The 15,135-nt window shown below is 75.8% G+C and carries 12 protein-coding genes; 5 read left to right on the plus strand and 7 right to left on the minus strand.

The window, feature by feature from the left end:
- Positions 1 to 46: 46 nt before the first annotated feature.
- From ATL51_RS08065 to ATL51_RS08085, 5 genes are all read left to right on the plus strand, one after another.
- On the plus strand, positions 47 to 721 hold the full coding sequence (locus ATL51_RS08065; protein WP_100878196.1) for a fasciclin domain-containing protein: 675 nt from the start codon (positions 47 to 49) through the stop codon (positions 719 to 721).
- A gap of 69 nt (positions 722 to 790) precedes the next feature.
- Positions 791 to 2,332: a sulfite oxidase gene (locus ATL51_RS08070; protein ID WP_301548941.1), complete on the plus strand. Its 1,542-nt coding sequence runs from the start codon at positions 791 to 793 to the stop codon at positions 2,330 to 2,332.
- Between the two features lie 51 nt (positions 2,333 to 2,383).
- Entirely contained in the window at positions 2,384 to 5,548 is a 3,165-nt protein-coding gene (locus ATL51_RS08075; protein WP_100878197.1) for an arabinosyltransferase domain-containing protein, read from the plus strand.
- Positions 5,549 to 5,633: 85 nt separating this feature from the next.
- Positions 5,634 to 6,032: a VOC family protein gene (locus tag ATL51_RS08080; protein ID WP_208622944.1), complete on the plus strand. Its 399-nt coding sequence runs from the start codon at positions 5,634 to 5,636 to the stop codon at positions 6,030 to 6,032.
- A 262-nt stretch (positions 6,033 to 6,294) separates the two neighbouring features.
- Positions 6,295 to 6,783: a beta-class carbonic anhydrase gene (locus ATL51_RS08085; protein WP_100878199.1), complete on the plus strand. Its 489-nt coding sequence runs from the start codon at positions 6,295 to 6,297 to the stop codon at positions 6,781 to 6,783.
- Between the two features lie 293 nt (positions 6,784 to 7,076).
- Here ATL51_RS08085 and ATL51_RS08090 read toward each other — a convergent pair whose 3' ends face one another.
- The 7 genes from ATL51_RS08090 to ATL51_RS08120 all read right to left on the minus strand — a co-directional run bounded on the left by ATL51_RS08090 (position 7,077) and on the right by ATL51_RS08120 (position 15,129).
- Positions 7,077 to 7,280 carry a hypothetical protein gene (locus tag ATL51_RS08090; protein WP_062396219.1) on the minus strand — a complete coding sequence of 68 codons (204 nt, stop codon included), beginning with the start codon at positions 7,278 to 7,280 and terminating at the stop codon, positions 7,077 to 7,079.
- Between the two features lie 129 nt (positions 7,281 to 7,409).
- On the minus strand, positions 7,410 to 9,035 hold the full coding sequence (locus ATL51_RS08095) for a dipeptide ABC transporter ATP-binding protein (RefSeq protein WP_100880566.1): 1,626 nt from the start codon (positions 9,033 to 9,035) through the stop codon (positions 7,410 to 7,412).
- Entirely contained in the window at positions 9,032 to 9,931 is a 900-nt protein-coding gene (locus ATL51_RS08100; protein WP_100878200.1) for an ABC transporter permease, read from the minus strand. Before ATL51_RS08100 ends, ATL51_RS08095 begins: the two co-directional genes overlap by 4 nt.
- Positions 9,928 to 10,878: an ABC transporter permease gene (locus ATL51_RS08105; RefSeq protein ID WP_100878201.1), complete on the minus strand. Its 951-nt coding sequence runs from the start codon at positions 10,876 to 10,878 to the stop codon at positions 9,928 to 9,930. Before ATL51_RS08105 ends, ATL51_RS08100 begins: the two co-directional genes overlap by 4 nt.
- Complete coding sequence (locus ATL51_RS08110) at positions 10,875 to 12,506, minus strand: ABC transporter substrate-binding protein (protein WP_301548942.1); 1,632 nt, start codon at positions 12,504 to 12,506, stop codon at positions 10,875 to 10,877. Before ATL51_RS08110 ends, ATL51_RS08105 begins: the two co-directional genes overlap by 4 nt.
- Complete coding sequence (locus ATL51_RS08115) at positions 12,503 to 13,873, minus strand: NtaA/DmoA family FMN-dependent monooxygenase (RefSeq protein ID WP_100878202.1); 1,371 nt, start codon at positions 13,871 to 13,873, stop codon at positions 12,503 to 12,505. Before ATL51_RS08115 ends, ATL51_RS08110 begins: the two co-directional genes overlap by 4 nt.
- Positions 13,870 to 15,129 carry an LLM class flavin-dependent oxidoreductase gene (locus ATL51_RS08120; RefSeq protein WP_100878203.1) on the minus strand — a complete coding sequence of 420 codons (1,260 nt, stop codon included), beginning with the start codon at positions 15,127 to 15,129 and terminating at the stop codon, positions 13,870 to 13,872. Before ATL51_RS08120 ends, ATL51_RS08115 begins: the two co-directional genes overlap by 4 nt.
- Between the last annotated feature and the right edge of the window lie 6 nt (positions 15,130 to 15,135).

A 15,135-nucleotide genomic window follows, 5' to 3' on the forward strand; every position in this document is an offset into this window, starting at 1 on the left:
GTGAAATCCATACAGGACAGACAATTTCCTGGAAAGGGAATCAGCCATGCGCGCCTCTCGCACCCTCGCCACCGTCGGCCTGCTCGCCGCCCTCTCACTGGGCCTCACCGCCTGTGGCGGCGGCAGCGACACCTCCGCCCCGCCCGCGGCGGCCCCGGCCTCCTCCTCGGCCCCGGCGACCACCGCCGCCGCCGACGGCGTCACCACCAACGACGACGTCTTCGGCCCGGCCTGCAGCCAGCTGCCGCAGGGCGACGAGCCCGGCTCGCTGAACTCGATGGGCCCGCAGCCGGTCGCCACCGCCGCGAGCACCAACCCGCTGCTGACCACGCTGGTCACCGCCGTCGGCAAGGTCCCCGGCCTGGCCGACACCCTGAACCAGCAGCAGGCCATCACCGTCTTCGCCCCGGCGAACGACGCCTTCACCGCGGTGCAGCAGCAGCTCGGCGAGGAGAAGTTCAACGCCCTGCTCGCCGACACCACCCAGCTGCAGGGCCTGCTCTCCTACCACGTGACCCCGGAGCGCCTGGACGCCGCGGGCCTCGTGGAGAAGAAGACCCTGACCCAGCTGGCGGGCGGTGACCTCACCATCGGCGGCACCGCCGAGGCCCCCACCGTCACCGACGGGCAGGGCAACACCGCCAACATCCTCTGCGGCAACATCCCGACCGCGAACGCCACCGTGTTCGTGATCGACAAGGTCCTCATGCCCACGAGCTGACGACCGCCGGCACGACACGACGGGCCCGGGGTGCGAACCCCGGGCCCGTCGTCGTACGAACACCCTGGTGTGACCGCGACCCCGATCCGCCCCACCGCGTCCCTCACCCGGCCGCGGGCGGTGGCCACCGGCCTGCTCGGCGTCGGCTCGGCCCTCGCCGTGGGCGACCTCGTCGCGGGGCTGGTGGCGCCGGCGTCGTCGCCGTTCCTGACCGTCGGCGACCAGTTCGTCCGGCTGACCCCGGAATGGCTGAAGCAGTTCGCGATCGCCACGTTCGGCACCGCCGACAAGCTCGCGCTGCTGACCGGGATGGCGCTGGTGATCACCGGGATGGCCGTGGCCGCCGGGCTCCTGGCCCGGCGACGACCCGCCCCGGGCGTGGCGGTCGTCGTCGCGATGGGGGCGACCGCCCTGGTCACCACGGTGCTCGCGCCCGCGTTCCGGCCGGTCGACCTGCTCGCCCCCGCCGTGGCGCTCCTCGTCGGGCCGACGGTGTTCCTCGCGGTGCACGCCGCGTTCACCCGGGCGGCCCGGGACGGCCTGGGCGACGCCGCGCCGCTGTCGCGCCGGCGGGCTCTCTCGCTGGCAGGCGGGGTCGCCGTCGTGTCCCTGGGCGCGACCGTCGCCGGGCGGCTGCTCGCCGCCGCGCCGTCGACGTCGGGGCCCGCGGCACTCGCGCTGCCGCCCGCCCCGCCGGTACCGGCGCTCCCGCCGGACGCGACCCTGCCGGGCGCACCGGCCTGGCTGACCCCGACCACGGACTTCTACCGGATCGACACCGCGCTGCAGGTCCCGCGGGTCGACACCGCCTCCTGGACCCTGCGGGTGCACGGCATGGTCGAGCGCGAGCTGACCCTCTCGCTGGACCAGCTGCGGGCCCGCCGGGTCGTCGAGGTGCCGATCACGATGGTGTGCGTGTCCAACCCGGTCGGCGGCGCGCTGATCTCCAACGCGCGGTTCACCGGGGTGCGCCTGGCCGACCTGCTCGCCGAGGCCGGGATCGGGCCCGGGGCCCAGCAGCTGCTGTCCACCAGCGTCGACGGGTTCACCACCGGCACCCCGGTCGACGTCGTCACCGACGGCCGCGACGCCCTGCTCGCGTTCGGCATGAACGGCGAGGCGCTGCCGGTCGAGCACGGCTTCCCGGTGCGCATGGTCGTCCCCGGCCTCTACGGCTACGTCTCCGGCTGCAAGTGGATCACCGACATCGAGGTGACCACCTGGGACGCGGCCACCCCGTACTGGGCCGAGCGCGGCTGGGCCCGCGAGGGCCCGGTGAAGACCCAGTCCCGCATCGACACCCCGGTCGCCGGGGCCTCGGTCCCGGCCGGGCGGGTCGTCGTCGCCGGGACGTCGTGGGCGCCGCACGTCGGCATCACCCGGGTCGAGGTCGCCGTCGACGGCGGGACCTGGGTCCCGGCCCGCCTCGGCGCCGACCTCGGTGCCGACACCTGGCGGATGTGGCGCACCGAGATCGAACTGGGACCCGGCGAGCACACCCTGCGCGTGCGCGCGACCGACCGGACCGGCACGGTGCAGACGGAACGGGAACAGGTCTCGATCCCCGACGGCGCGACCGGCCGGCACACGGTGCCGGTCACCGCGGTCTGACGGGCGGGCCGGCCCCGCAGCGCTCCCCCCGCCGAGTCGATCCGGAAGTCGATGCACTCCTCAGACCACCCCGCCCCGCCGTCCGTCCCCCGCCGCCTGGTGGTCGCGACCCTGCTCGCCGGCCTGCTCGCGGGCCTGCTCGCCGCGCTGGTGCCGTTCGCCCCCGTCGACACCCGCAGCACGACCGTGACCTGGCCCCGGGCGGGCGAGCAGCCGGTGTCGACGACGGCGGCGTTCCAGCCCTACGCGCCGGAGGCGGTGCGCGTCGACGTCGGCTGCCGGGTGCTGCGCACCGCGCAGGCCCGCTCCGCCGACACCGGGACGGCGACGACCGTCGTGGGCTCGGAGCGGCCCGGTGCCACCGGGATCGGGTTCGCCGTGCTGACCGGACCGGGCGGGGAGCTGCGGGTCCTGGTCGGGGGCCGTGAGCTGCTGCGCGCCCCCGTCCCGCCCGGCGACGCCTGCGGGCTGGTCCTCGACACCGACGAGGCCGGGTCCCGGGTCACCCTCGGCGACGCCGCACCGCGCGCGTTCCCCGGCGACGTCGTGCGCGCGGTCGCCGCGTTCACCACCCAGCTCTCCCCCGCCGACGCCGACGGCCTGCGGGTCACCGCGCGCACCGCCGACTGGTTCGCCGCCGCGTCGTCACCGGCCAAGACCGTGCTGATCGGGCTGCAGTGGCTCGCCGCCGCGGTCGCGGCGGTGCTGCTGGCCCGCCTGGCCGGTGACCGGTTCCGGCGCCGCCGTGGCGCGGCCCGTCTCCGGCGGGCCCGGCTGGCCGCGGTGGGCACCCCGGCCGGGATCGGGCGGGCCGCCGCGGACGTGCTCGTCGTCGTCACGCTCGCGGTGTGGACGGTGCTCGGGCCGCTGTCCACCGACGACGGCTTCACCGAGGCGATCGCGCGCAACGCGACCGCCACCGCGACCGGCGACTTCGGCAACGTCTACCGCTGGGGCAACGCCTCGGAGGCGCCGTACACGCTGGTGATCCGCCTGGTCCGGGCGCTGGCCGAGACCGGGGTGGGGCCGCTGGTGCTGCGCGTGCCCTCGGTGCTCGCCGGGATCGCGGTGTGGCTGCTGCTGTCGCGGGTCGCGCTGCCCGCGGTGCTGGCACGCCACCACCGCCGGGCCTGGGTGCGGGGCACGCTCGGCGTCGCGCTGCTGGCGTGGTGGCTGCCGCTGAACCTCGGGGTCCGCCCGGAGCCGTTCGCGGCGCTCGCGACGACCGCGGCGCTGTGCTGTGCGCTGCGCGCCGCCGCCCGGCCCGGGCGCCGCGGCGGGACGTGGACCGCGGCCGCCGCCCTGGCATCGGGGCTGGCGCTGGCGGTGACGCCGTCGGCGGTGACCGTCGCCGGTCCGCTGGTGCTGCTGCTCCCGGCGCTGTGGCGGCGGGTCACCCGCCACGGCGGCGGGGGGCTCGCCGTCGGGGTCGCGGCGACCGTCGCCGCGGCCGGGATCGCCGCGGCCGGGCTCACCCCCGTCTTCACCGGGCAGAGCCTGTACACGGTCGCGCGGGCCACCGAGATGCACCAGTTCTACGGCCCGGCCACACCGTGGTTCCAGGAGCTGCGCCGCTGGAGCTACCTGCTGGGGTTCGGCACCGAGCAGGGCGGCCTCGGACGCCGGGTGCCGGTGCTGCTCGCCGTCGCGATGCTGGTCGCGGCGCTGCCGCTGGTCGCACGCGGCGCGCACCGGTGGGGCCCCGGTCTGCGGTGGACACCGGTCCCCCTGGCCGGGCTCGCACTCGGGTTCGTGCTGCTCACCCCGGCTCCGTCGAAGTGGACCCACTACTTCGGGACGCTCGCCGGGACCGGGGCGCTCGCCGTCGCCGCGGGGGCGGTGCTGGTGGTGACCGCGGCCCGGCGGCCCGCCGACCCGACCGTGCGCGGCGCGGCCGCCGCCGGGACCCTGGCGGCGGTCGTGCTGGTCGCGCTGGCCTTCTCCGGACGCAACGAGTGGTTCCTGTGGTCGGGCTGGGGTGTGCCGCGCGCCGACGGGCCGTTCGCGCCGCTGAACTCCCCCGCGGTGTGGGCCGTGGTGGCGGCGGCGGTGCTGGCCGTGTCCGCCGTCGCGGTACACCGGTCAGGACGCCGAGGACACCGGACACGGCGGGGCTCCACGGCCCGGGCCGCGGCGGCGCTGCCCGCCGGGATCGTGGTGATCGCCCTGGTCACCGGGGTGTCGGTCGTGGTGGCGTCCTTCGTCGTCGCCCCGGTGCGCCAGGGCGGCGGCTACAGCGTCGGCGGACAGATGTGGAGCGAGCTGACCGGCCGCGACACCTGCGGGATCCTCGACCACGTCACGGTCCCGGTCGACGCGGGCGCGCTGCCCGCCGCGGGCGGCGCCGACACCCGCACCGGGTTCACCGAGGGCCGCGGCTGGGTCGACGCCCCGCCGCGCGGCGGGCTCGCCTGGGGCAGTCTCGACGGCGGTCCGGGCACCACCGGCGAGCTCCGCACCCGCTGGTTCGCCGTCGCGCCGGGACCGGGCGACCGGGTGCTGTCGGTCGACGTCGCCGGACGGACCGGGCAGGGCAACACCCTGGAGCTGGAGTACGCCCGGGCCGGGTCGCCGGGTCCGGACGGGCGCGTGTCGCTCGACGACACCGCGACCGGTGCCCGCGGCACCTACCCCACCGAGCGGGTGCAGGAGGCCGTGCCGCTGGACCGGCCGGGCTGGCGCACCGTGCGGGTGCCCGTCTCCGCGTTCCCGGCGGACGTCGACCGGGTGCGGGTGCACGCCGTCGACACCGCCGTCGGGCCGGGTGGCTGGGTGGCCGCGGCCGCCCCGCGGATGATCACCCCGGCGCCGGTGGTGCCGATGCTGCGCGACGCCGACGGCCCGGTCTACGTCGACTGGTCGATCCTCTGGTCGGCGCCCTGCCTGCGTGACCTGCCCGCCGTCCGGGCCGGGCTGGTGCAGACCCCGCGCTACCTGGTGCTGGGCCCGTCGTCGCTGGGGTTCGCCGTGGACGTGTCGTTCGCCGACGTCGCCGGGGGCAGCTTCGCGGCGATGCGCCGCACCACCACCGAGCAGGTCGTCGCGACCCGGATCGACACCGCCGACGACCCGGACCAGGCCGACTGGGGCTCGGTCACCCGGATCGACACCGACCTCGCCGTGGACGCCTACGACGTCTCCTCGGTCCCGGTGCGCCGCTGGGGCTGGGAGGGCGACCGGACCCCGGTCGGGTACCCGGCCCTTCCGGCACCGTGACGACCCTCCGGTCGGAGGGGCCCCGCGGCCGCGTCCGGCTGATAGACACATGCGGACACCCGCACGCAACGAAGCGAGGGACACCGTGGCCTTCCCCGGTCTGCAGCACGTCGCCCTGACCGTCAGCGATCTCGAACGCAGCACGCGCTGGTACGCGGCGCTGTTCGGCGCCGAGCCCGTCCTGGACGAGGACGAGGAGGGCGGCCGCTTCCACCACACCGTCTTCGCCCTCGACGGTGGGATGCTGTTCGGTCTGCACACCCACCAGGGCCGCGAGTCCGGCGAGCCGTTCAGCGAGGAGCGCACCGGCCTCGACCACGTCGGCTTCGCGGTCGGCTCGCACGCCGAGCTGGAGCAGTGGGCGCAGAAGCTGACCGAGCTCGGGATCGCCCACGAGGGCGTCAAGAAGGCGCACTACGGCAGCGGCGTCTCCTTCCGCGACCCGGACAACATCGCCCTGGAGTTCTTCACCGGGCCGGAGTGAGCCGGTGCGGGGCGTGTCCGGACACGCCCCGCCGCCCGCCCACCCGGTGGACGGCTCCTTGCCCCTGACCGGGTATCGCGATCGAATCATGCGGTGATGCGCACCCTGCTGGAGCCGTTCTGGCCGGGCCGGCGTGTCGTGGCGTTCGACGAGCTCTGTCGGTGGGCCGCGTAGCGACCCCGAGGGGTCGCCGCGTGGCCGCCCCGTGCCCCGTGCGCGGGTACGACTCCCGCGCCACCGACCGCCCACTCCGGAGGACCCCGTGTCCGTCACCGACGAACTGCTCGAGAACAACGCCCGCTACGCCGAGAGCTTCTCCGGCCCGCTCCCGCTGCCGCCTGCCCGCAAGGTCGCCGTCGTCGCCTGCATGGACGCCCGGCTCGATGTGTACCGCATCCTCGGTCTGAACGAGGGCGACGCCCACGTCATCCGTAACGCGGGCGGTGTCGTCACCGACGACGAGATCCGCTCGCTCGCGATCAGCCAGCGCCTGCTGGGGACCGAGGAGATCATCCTCATCCACCACACCGACTGCGGGATGCTGACCTTCACCGACGACGGGTTCAAGGCCTCCATCCGCGACGAGACCGGCATCAAGCCGCAGTGGGCCGCCGAGGCGTTCGACGACCTCGACGCCGATGTGCGCCAGTCGGTCGCCCGGATCCGGGCCAACCCGTTCGTCCCGCGCACCGATGCCGTCCGCGGCTTCGTGTTCGACGTCGCGACCGGGCGGCTGAACGAGGTGAAGTAGGGCCGTCACACCCCGAGTGCGGTCGTCGCACCCGCCGCGACGGGTGCGACGACCGCCGTCGCGGTGCGGCAGCGGCACGAGAGGTGCGGCGGCAGCGGGTCAGGACGGCAGCAGGACCAGGCCCCCTCCGCGGCGCCCCCCATCCCGGCCGGCCGGATCGCGGCGTCCTGAGTGCCGCGCCGAGATGCAGCCCAGCGGGCGCCCGGGGTCACCCTGCGCCCCCTGAGCTGCATCTCGGTGTCGTCCCGGGTCCGCCGGGACGCGACGGGCGTGCCGCGTCCCGGCGGAACGGGTCAGGCGACGCGCGGGCGGCGGCGCAACGCGGTGCGGGCCGCCGCGAGCTGCTGGGCCACCTCGGCGGTGATCAGCTCGGCGTGCAGGGCGTCGTTGCCGGGGTCGCCGCCGCCGCGCAGCGCGCGGTGGCGCCGCACGAGGGCGTCGAGCCCGTCGAGCAGCTGGGTTCCCGGATCAGCGGTGGGCAGGGTCGGAACGCTCATGGGATGTCTCCTGGTGACGAGGTGTCGGTGTCGATCCGTCGGGTCGATCGACCGGCCGACACAGCGTCGAGGAGATCCGCACGTAGTCGATGTGACGCCGCCGGGACAGGACGGTGTTGATGTACCGGCTCACGGCGCCGCGGCTTTCCTACCGGCGATCGCGGCGAGCAGTTCTCGGGTGTAGTCGTCGCGCGGGTCGTCGAACAGCTCCGCGGTGGGCCGCAGCTCGCGGAGCCGGCCGTCGCGCAGGACGCCGGTGCGGTGCGCGACCCGCCGGACCACGGCGAGGTCGTGCGAGATGAACAGGTAGGACAGGCCGTCGCGCTCCTGCAGCTCGGCGAGCAGCTCCAGCACCTGCGCCTGCACCGAGACGTCGAGTGCCGACACCGGCTCGTCGGCGACGACGAGGTCCGGCGACAGCGCCAGCGCCCGGGCGATCGCGACGCGTTGACGCTGCCCGCCGGACAGCTCGCCGGGCCGCCGGTCGAGCATCCCGGACGGGAGCGCGACCCGGTCGACGAGCTCCGCGGCACGGTCGGCCTGCTCGGCGGCCGAACCGACGGAGAACGCCCGCAGGGGCTCGGTGACGAGCTCGCGGACGGCGAACCGGGGGTCCAGCGAGGCGTAGGGGTTCTGGTAGATCAGCTGGGCGCGGCGGCGCAGCGCCCGCCACGCCTCACCGCGGACGCGGGTCACGTCGTCGCCGCCGAGCAGCACCTGCCCGGAGGTGGGGTCCTCCAGGCGCAGCAGCAGCCGCGCCGTCGTCGACTTGCCCGATCCGGACTCCCCGACCAGCGCGACGGTCTCGCCTCGGGCGATCGTGAACGACACCGCGTCGACGGCGCGGTGGGTGCGCCGCGTCCAGGAGCCGCGGGCGCGGGGCAGCGGGAACTCCTTCACCAGGTCGCGGACCTCGGCGACCGGGGTCCCCGCCGTGTCGACGGGCGGCAGCACCGGCGGGGCGGTGAGCGCGAGACCGGGGGCGGCGGCGAGCAGCTCCCGGGTGTAGGGGTCCTGCGCCCCGGCGAGCAGCTCGGCCGGGGTGCCCTGCTCCACGACCCGGCCGTGCCGCATGACGACGATCCGGTCGGCCCGGTCGGTGGCGACGGCGAGGTCGTGGGTGATCAGCAGCAGCGCGATGCCGAGGTCGCGGCGCAGCGCGTCGAGGTGGTCGAGGATCCGCCGGGCGACGGTCGCGTCCAGCGCGCTGGTCGGCTCGTCGGCGACGACCAGCGCGGGCCCGGCGGCGATGGCGATCGCGATGAGCACGCGCTGGCGCATCCCGCCGGACAGCTGGTGCGGGTACTGCCCGGCGCGGGTCCCCGGATCGTCGAGACCGGCCTGCCCCAGGAGCTCGACGGCACGGGCCGGTGCGGAGCGGCGGTCGGCGAGCCCGTGGGTGCGCAGCACCTCCGCGACCTGCACACCGACCTTCTGCACCGGGTTCAGCGCGACGCCCGGGTCCTGCGGGACGAACCCGATCCGGGCGCCGCGCACCGACCGGTAGGCGCGCTCGGACAGCCCGGTGAGGGTGGCGCCGTCGAGGGAGACGGTGCCCGCGGTGACGGCGCCGGCGGCGGGCAGCAGTCCGAGCACCGCGGCGGCGAGGGTGGTCTTGCCCGACCCGGACTCCCCGACGACGGCGACGACCTCCCCGGGCGCGACGGTCAGGTCGACCCCGCGCACGGCGTGCACCGTCCCGCCGCCCCCGGCGTAGGCGACCTCCAGGCCCTCGACCTGCAACAGGGCGCTCATGCGGACCGCCCCCACTCGCCGTCCAGGGCGCGGGAGATGCGGTGGACCGACAGCACGGTCGCGGCGATGACCAGGCCGGGCATCGCGCACACCCACCAGGCGACGGCCAGGTAGTTGCGGCCGTCGGCGACCAGCGAGCCCCACTCCGAGGCGGGCGGCGGGGCGCCGTAGCCGAGGAAGCTCAGCGCGGACACCGCGAGGATCGCCAGGCCGAACTCCAGCACCGCGAGCACGACGACCGGCCCGGCCGCGTTCGGCAGCACGTGCCGCCACAGCGAGACGTACCAGCGGGTGCCGACGGAGCGTGCGGCCTCGACGTAGAGGGCGCGGCGCACCCGCAGGGTCTCGGCGCGCATCACCCGGGCGAAGCTCGCAACGCTCGCCACACCGACCGCGATCGCGACCTTCACCGTCCCGAAGCCGAGCGCGGTGATCAGGGCCAGCGACAGCAGGATCGCGGGGATCGCGAGCAGCACGTCGACGCCGCGCATGAGGACCTCGTCGACCCAGCCGCCGGCGAACCCGGCGAGCAGCCCGATCAGCCCGCCCGCGACGAGCGCGACGGCGACCGCGATCACGGTGGCCTGCAGCGACAGCGAGGCGCCGTGCACGACCCGGGTCCAGACGTCGCGGCCGAGGTGGTCGGTGCCGAACCAGTGGCCGGGCCCGGGCGGGGCGAGCCGGCGCGCGGTGTCACCGACGGCGGGGTCGCCGGGCGCGAGCAGCGACGGCACGAACGCCGCGGTCAGCACGAGCAGCACGACCGCCCCGGCGAGCACCAGTCCGGGCCGGGCCCGCAGGAACCGTCCGAGCCGGGCCCGGGGGCGACGGCCTTCCGGGCGCGGTGCGTCGCGGACGCCGGGCGCGGCGAGGGGGGCGCGGTCGAGCAGGGTCATCGGGTGCTCCCGGGGGCGACGGCGACCCGCGGGTCGAGCAGCGGGTAGGCCAGGTCGACGAGCAGGTTGACCACGACGAACGCGAGCGCCGCGAACAGCACGATGCCCTGCACGACGGGGATGTCCTGCGCCCCGACCGAGGCGACGGTGAGCCGGCCCAGGCCGGGCCGGGTGAACACCGTCTCGACGACGACGGACCCGGCGAGCAGGTTCCCGACGACGTAGCCGAGCACGGTGAGAGCGGGGATCGCGGCGTTGCCCAGGGCGTGGCGCAGGTGCACCGCGGCCGCGCCCACCCCCTTGGCGCGGGCGGTCGTCACGTACGGCGAGTCGAGTGCCTGGGTGAGGCTCTTCGCGAGCACCTGGGCGACGAGCGCGCCGGTCGGGAGGCCGAGGGTGACCGCCGGGAGGATCAGCGACTCCGGGCCGCGGTCGCCGACCGAGGGCAGCCAGCCGAGGGAGAACGAGAACAGCTGCACCAGCATCAGCCCGACCCAGAACACCGGCAGCGACACCGCCAGCGACGGCAGCGACGCCAGCACCTGCCGCAGCCACGGCGTCCGGGCCCAGGTCGCGGCGAGCGCCACCGCGGTGCCGCCGACGACGGCGACGAGCAGCCCGGCGGCGGCGATCTGGAGGGTCGGTGGGAGGGCCTGCGCGACCGCGGTCCGCACGTCCTGCCCGCTGGCGAACGACGTGCCGAGGTCGCCGTGCAGCGCCGCCCACAGCTTCGTCACGTACTGGACCGGCAGCGGCTGGTCGAGGCCGTAGCGGGCGCGCAGCGCGTCGAGCTCGGCCGGGGATACCGGCTCGCCGTCCGACGCCGACGCCATGGTCGCGACCGGGTCGCCGGGCAGCAGGTAGAGCACGACGAAGCTGACCGTCCACGCCGCCCACAGCACGACGGCGACGAGCCCGAGGCGGCGCAGCAGGTAGGGGACGGTCATCGCGCGTCGGACTTCCAGGCGTCGTGCAGCTGGATGCGCGAGGACGCGTCGAACGCGACGCCGTGCGCGTCCGGGCCGACGCCGAGCACGGTGGTGAGCTCCACGACGGGCGCGGTGTCGAACCGCTGCGCGAGCAGCGTCTGCGCCTGCCCGGCGAGTGCCGCGCGTCGCGCCGGGTCGACCGTGGCTGCCTGCGCCACCAGCGGGGCCTGCAGCGGCCCGGCGGGCAGCCGGTAGCGGTTGGCCCCGTCGGTGCCGTAGGTCGACCGCAGGATGTCCGGATCGGCCCGGGTCAGGTTGCCCCACGCGGCGACGAAGTCCCCGCCGTCGAGGACGGCCTGGGTCTCGGCGATCTGGATCTCGCGCAGCTGCAGGTCGATCCCGATCCGGCGCAGCTGCTGCTGGATCAGCTCCAGCGCGGGCTTGGTGGTGCCGATGTTCTGGGCGAACGTCAGCGGCACGGTCAGGCGCTGCCCGCCCTTGGCGCGGATGCCGTCGGGGCCGGGCACCCACCCGGCGCGGTCGAGCGCGGCGGTCGCGGCGGCCGGGTCGTAGCCGACGAGCGCGGACTGGTCGGCGTAGGACGGCGTCGTCGACGACAGCGGGCTCGTCGCCGCCCGCGTCTGGGTCGGGTAGACCGCGGCCACGACCTCGTTGCGGTCGATGCCCCGGCTCACCGCCTCGCGGACGGCGGAGTCGGCGCCGAGCGGGGTGCCCTGGTTGAACGTGATCCCGAACGGCAGGCCCGGGTTCGGCCGGGCCGGGAGCTGGACCCCGGCCCCGGTGAGCGGGGCCTCGTCCTGCTGGCCGACGCTGGCGATCGCGTCGACCTCGCCGGACTGCACGCTGCCCGCCCGCACCCCGGACTCCGGGACGACGCGGAACTCGGCCCGGTCGAGCCAGGCCTCGCCGGGGTGGGTGAACAGCTGCGAGCCCCAGTCGTAGCCGGCTCGCTTCGCGAGCACGGTGACGTCGTTCTTCGCGTAGCGCTCGAGGGTGAACGGCCCGGAGCCGACCACACCGGCGCAGCGCTCGTCGTCGGAGCGGACGGCGCCGGCCGGGGAGAGCAGGCCGAGGCTGTGGGTGGAGGTGCCCTGCAGGAACTGCACGTTGGGCTTCGCGAACCGGACGGTGAACTCCGTCGGGCTCGTGACGTCGGTGCCGGTGTACCCGGCCAGGTAGCCCTTGGGGAGGCTGCCGCGAGCGCCCAGCTGCACCGCCCGGTCGAGGTTCGTCTTCACCGCGGCCGCGTCGACGGGCGCGCCGTCGGAGAAGGTGGCGCCGGGGCGCAGGGTGAACGTCCAGGCGGTGGCGTCGGCGTTCGACGACCAGCGGGTCGCCAGCCAGGGCACGATCGCGCCGGTGGACGGGTCCTGGTCGGTGAGCGAGTCGACGACCTGGCGCAGCGAGTAGATCGAGTCGTTGCTCTGCACCTGCTGCGGGTCGGCGCAGCCCTGGTCCGAGGACACCGCGAACACCAGCGTCCCGCCCGGCTGCGGCGGGCCCGCGTCGGCCGCGGCGCCACCGGCGCCGGAGCCGCACGCGGTGAGGGTGAGCGCGGTGGCGGCGAGCAGCACGGCCGAGCGGCCGGCGGGCAGGTCCCGCCACAGCCGGAACCGGCGCGTCACGACGCCACCGCCGCACGGCGCTCGCCGAAGCGCGACGGGTGCGCGAGCCCGAGGTTCTCCCGCAGCGTGGCGCCCGGGGTGTAGTCGGTCCGGAACACCCCGCGCTCCTGCAGGATCGGCACGACCCTGTCGACGACCTCGTCGAGGCCGGACGGGCTGATGTGGGAGCCGAGGATGAACCCGTCGGAGGCGTCGTTCTGCACGTAGCGGTCGATCTCGTCGGCCACGTGCTCCGGGGTCCCGACGAACACCGCGCGGTCGAAGACGTGCTTGACGGTGTCGCGCAGCGAGTACCCGTGGGCCTGCGCGAGCTCGCGCCAGGCGGCGACCGTCGCGTGCGCATCCTGGGTCAGCGGCGCCCGGCCCTCGATCCACTTCGGAGCCTCGGGGGTGGGCTCGACGTCGGGCAGCGGGCCGTCCGGGTCGTAGGCCGACAGGTCCCGGTTCCACACCATCTCGGCGAGCACGATCGAGGTCCAGGGGTCGACCTGCTGGTCGTGGATGTGTTCGTGGCGTTCACGGGCCTCGACGGCGGTGTCGCCGAGCACGACGCCCGCGCTGGGCAGGATCCGCACCTCGTCGGGGTCGCGGCCGGCCCTGCGGACGCGCGCCTTGACGTCGTCGTAGAAGGCGCGGGCCTCGTCGAAGCGCTGGTAGCGGGAGAAGATCGCGTCGGCGGACGCGGCGGCGAAGTCGCGTCCGGCCGGGGACTCCCCGGCCTGCAGGACGACCGGGTGGCCCTGCGGGCTGCGCGGGGTGGTGAAGCGCCCGGCGATGTCGAACTGGTTGCCGGAGACGGCGAAGTCGCCGACGTGGCCGTCGCGCAGGAACGTGCCCGACGTGGGGTCGGCGACGACGGCGTCGGAACCCCAGGAGTCCCAGAGCGCGCGGACCGCGGCGAGGGTCTCGCCCGCGCGCTCATAGCGCTGGTGGTGCCCGAGGAACGCCCCGCGGCGGAAGTTCTCGCCGGTGGGGGCGTCGGAGCTGGTCACGACGTTCCACGCGGCGCGGCCGCCGGAGAGCAGGTCGAGGGTGGCGAACTTGCGCGCCAGCTCGTAGGGCTCGTTGAAGGTGGAGTTGATCGTCCCGGCCAGCCCGATGTGCTCGGCGACCGCGGCCAGCGCGGCGAGCACGGTGAAGGTGTCCGGGCGCCCGACGACGTCCTGGTCGAACACCTCGCCGCCGCGGGTGCGCAGCCGTAGCCCCTCAACGAGGAACAGCAGGTCGAGCCTCCCGCGCTCGGCGGTGCGGGCCCAGTGCTCGAAGGACTCCCAGTCGATGTGGCTGCCGGAGGCGGGGTCGTTCCAGACGGTGTCGTGGTTGACGCCCGGGAAGTAGGCGCCGAGCACGATCTGCTTCCTGCTCATGCGGTGGCTCCGGTGGGGGTCGGGACGACGGCGGCATCGGCCCCGGCGGCGTAGCGGCTGGCCGGGCGGGGCAGCCCGAAGCGCGCGCGCAGGGTCGTCTCGCCGTAGGCGGTGCGGAAGGCGCCCCGGGCCTGCAGCTCGGGCACCAGACCGTCGACGATCGCGTCCAGGTCGGTCGGCAGGACGGCGGGGCGCAGCCGGTAGCCGTCGAGCCCGGCGCGCCGCCAGGACAGCAGGGTGTCGGCGAGCGCGGCGGGGGTGGTGGCGAGCACGGCGGCGTCGGAGGAGAGCGGGTCGAGCGCGTCGAGGCGGGCGAGCCGCTCGCGGGCGGCGCGCTCGGTGTCGGCCAGCACCACGACGACGTCGCCGAGGATCCGCAGCGGCGGCGCGGTGCGGCCCGCGGCGGCCTCCGCGGCCCGGACCTGGGCGACGATGCGGACGGCGTCGTCGGCGTCGTGCGGGGTGGTGAACACGACGTCGCCGACCCGGGCGGCGAGCAGCGCCGGGTCGTAGCCGTGGGCCAGCGACACGACCAGCGGCTGGCCCTGCGGCGGGCGCGGCACGATCGACGGCCCGGCGACGCCGAAGTGCTCCCCGGCGAAGTCGACCCGGTGCAGCTTGTCCCGGTCGACGAAGCGCCCGGTCAGGGCGTCGCGGATCTCGGCGTCGTCCTCCCAGGAGTCCCAGAGCCTGCGCACGACCTCGACGGCGTCGGCGGCCTCGCCGAACAGCTCGGCGACGAGTTCGCGGGCGGCCGGGGTGTCGAGGTCGGCACGGCGCAGGCCGGGGACGCTGCGGCGCCCGAAGTGGGCGGCCTCGTCGGCGCGGACCGAGGTCTGCACCCGCCACCCGGCGCGGCCGTGGCTGTCGTGGTCGAGCGTCGACAGCGCGGACGCGACGTGGAACGGCTCGGTGTGGGTGGTGGTGACGGTCGGGACCAGCCCGATCCGCGACGTCGTCGGGGCGAGGAAGGCGGCCACCAGCGAGGCGTCGAGGCGCCCCTGTACCCGGTCGGTGCGCCGGTCGGCGCCGCTCAGGTGGTCCCCGGACTGCAGTCCGAACGCGTCCTCGATCGTCAGCAGGTCCAGCAGCCCGCGCTCGGCGGTGCGGGCCAGGTCGGTCCAGTAGCGGGCGGTGAACAGCCCACGGGGGTGTGCGGCGGGGTCGCGCCAGGCGGCGGGGTGCCAGCCTGCGCCGTCGAGGGCGACGGCCAGGTGCAGGGGGCCGCCGGTGGTAGTGGTGTCCGATATGGACATACGGCA

It is taken from the genome of Pseudonocardia alni (assembly GCF_002813375.1).
Classification (GTDB): domain Bacteria; phylum Actinomycetota; class Actinomycetes; order Mycobacteriales; family Pseudonocardiaceae; genus Pseudonocardia; species Pseudonocardia alni.

Coding starts and splice junctions, on each gene's coding strand:
- ATL51_RS08090 (WP_062396219.1), bottom strand. CDS start 7,280: ATGAGCGTTCCGACCCTGCCCACCGCTGATCCGGGAACCCAGCTGCTC.
- ATL51_RS08115 (WP_100878202.1), bottom strand. CDS start 13,873: ATGAGCAGGAAGCAGATCGTGCTCGGCGCCTACTTCCCGGGCGTCAAC.
- ATL51_RS08075 (WP_100878197.1), top strand. CDS start 2,384: ATGCACTCCTCAGACCACCCCGCCCCGCCGTCCGTCCCCCGCCGCCTG.
- ATL51_RS08095 (WP_100880566.1), bottom strand. CDS start 9,035: ATGAGCGCCCTGTTGCAGGTCGAGGGCCTGGAGGTCGCCTACGCCGGG.
- ATL51_RS08100 (WP_100878200.1), bottom strand. CDS start 9,931: ATGACCCTGCTCGACCGCGCCCCCCTCGCCGCGCCCGGCGTCCGCGAC.
- ATL51_RS08120 (WP_100878203.1), bottom strand. CDS start 15,129: ATGTCCATATCGGACACCACTACCACCGGCGGCCCCCTGCACCTGGCC.
- ATL51_RS08065 (WP_100878196.1), top strand. CDS start 47: ATGCGCGCCTCTCGCACCCTCGCCACCGTCGGCCTGCTCGCCGCCCTC.
- ATL51_RS08105 (WP_100878201.1), bottom strand. CDS start 10,878: ATGACCGTCCCCTACCTGCTGCGCCGCCTCGGGCTCGTCGCCGTCGTG.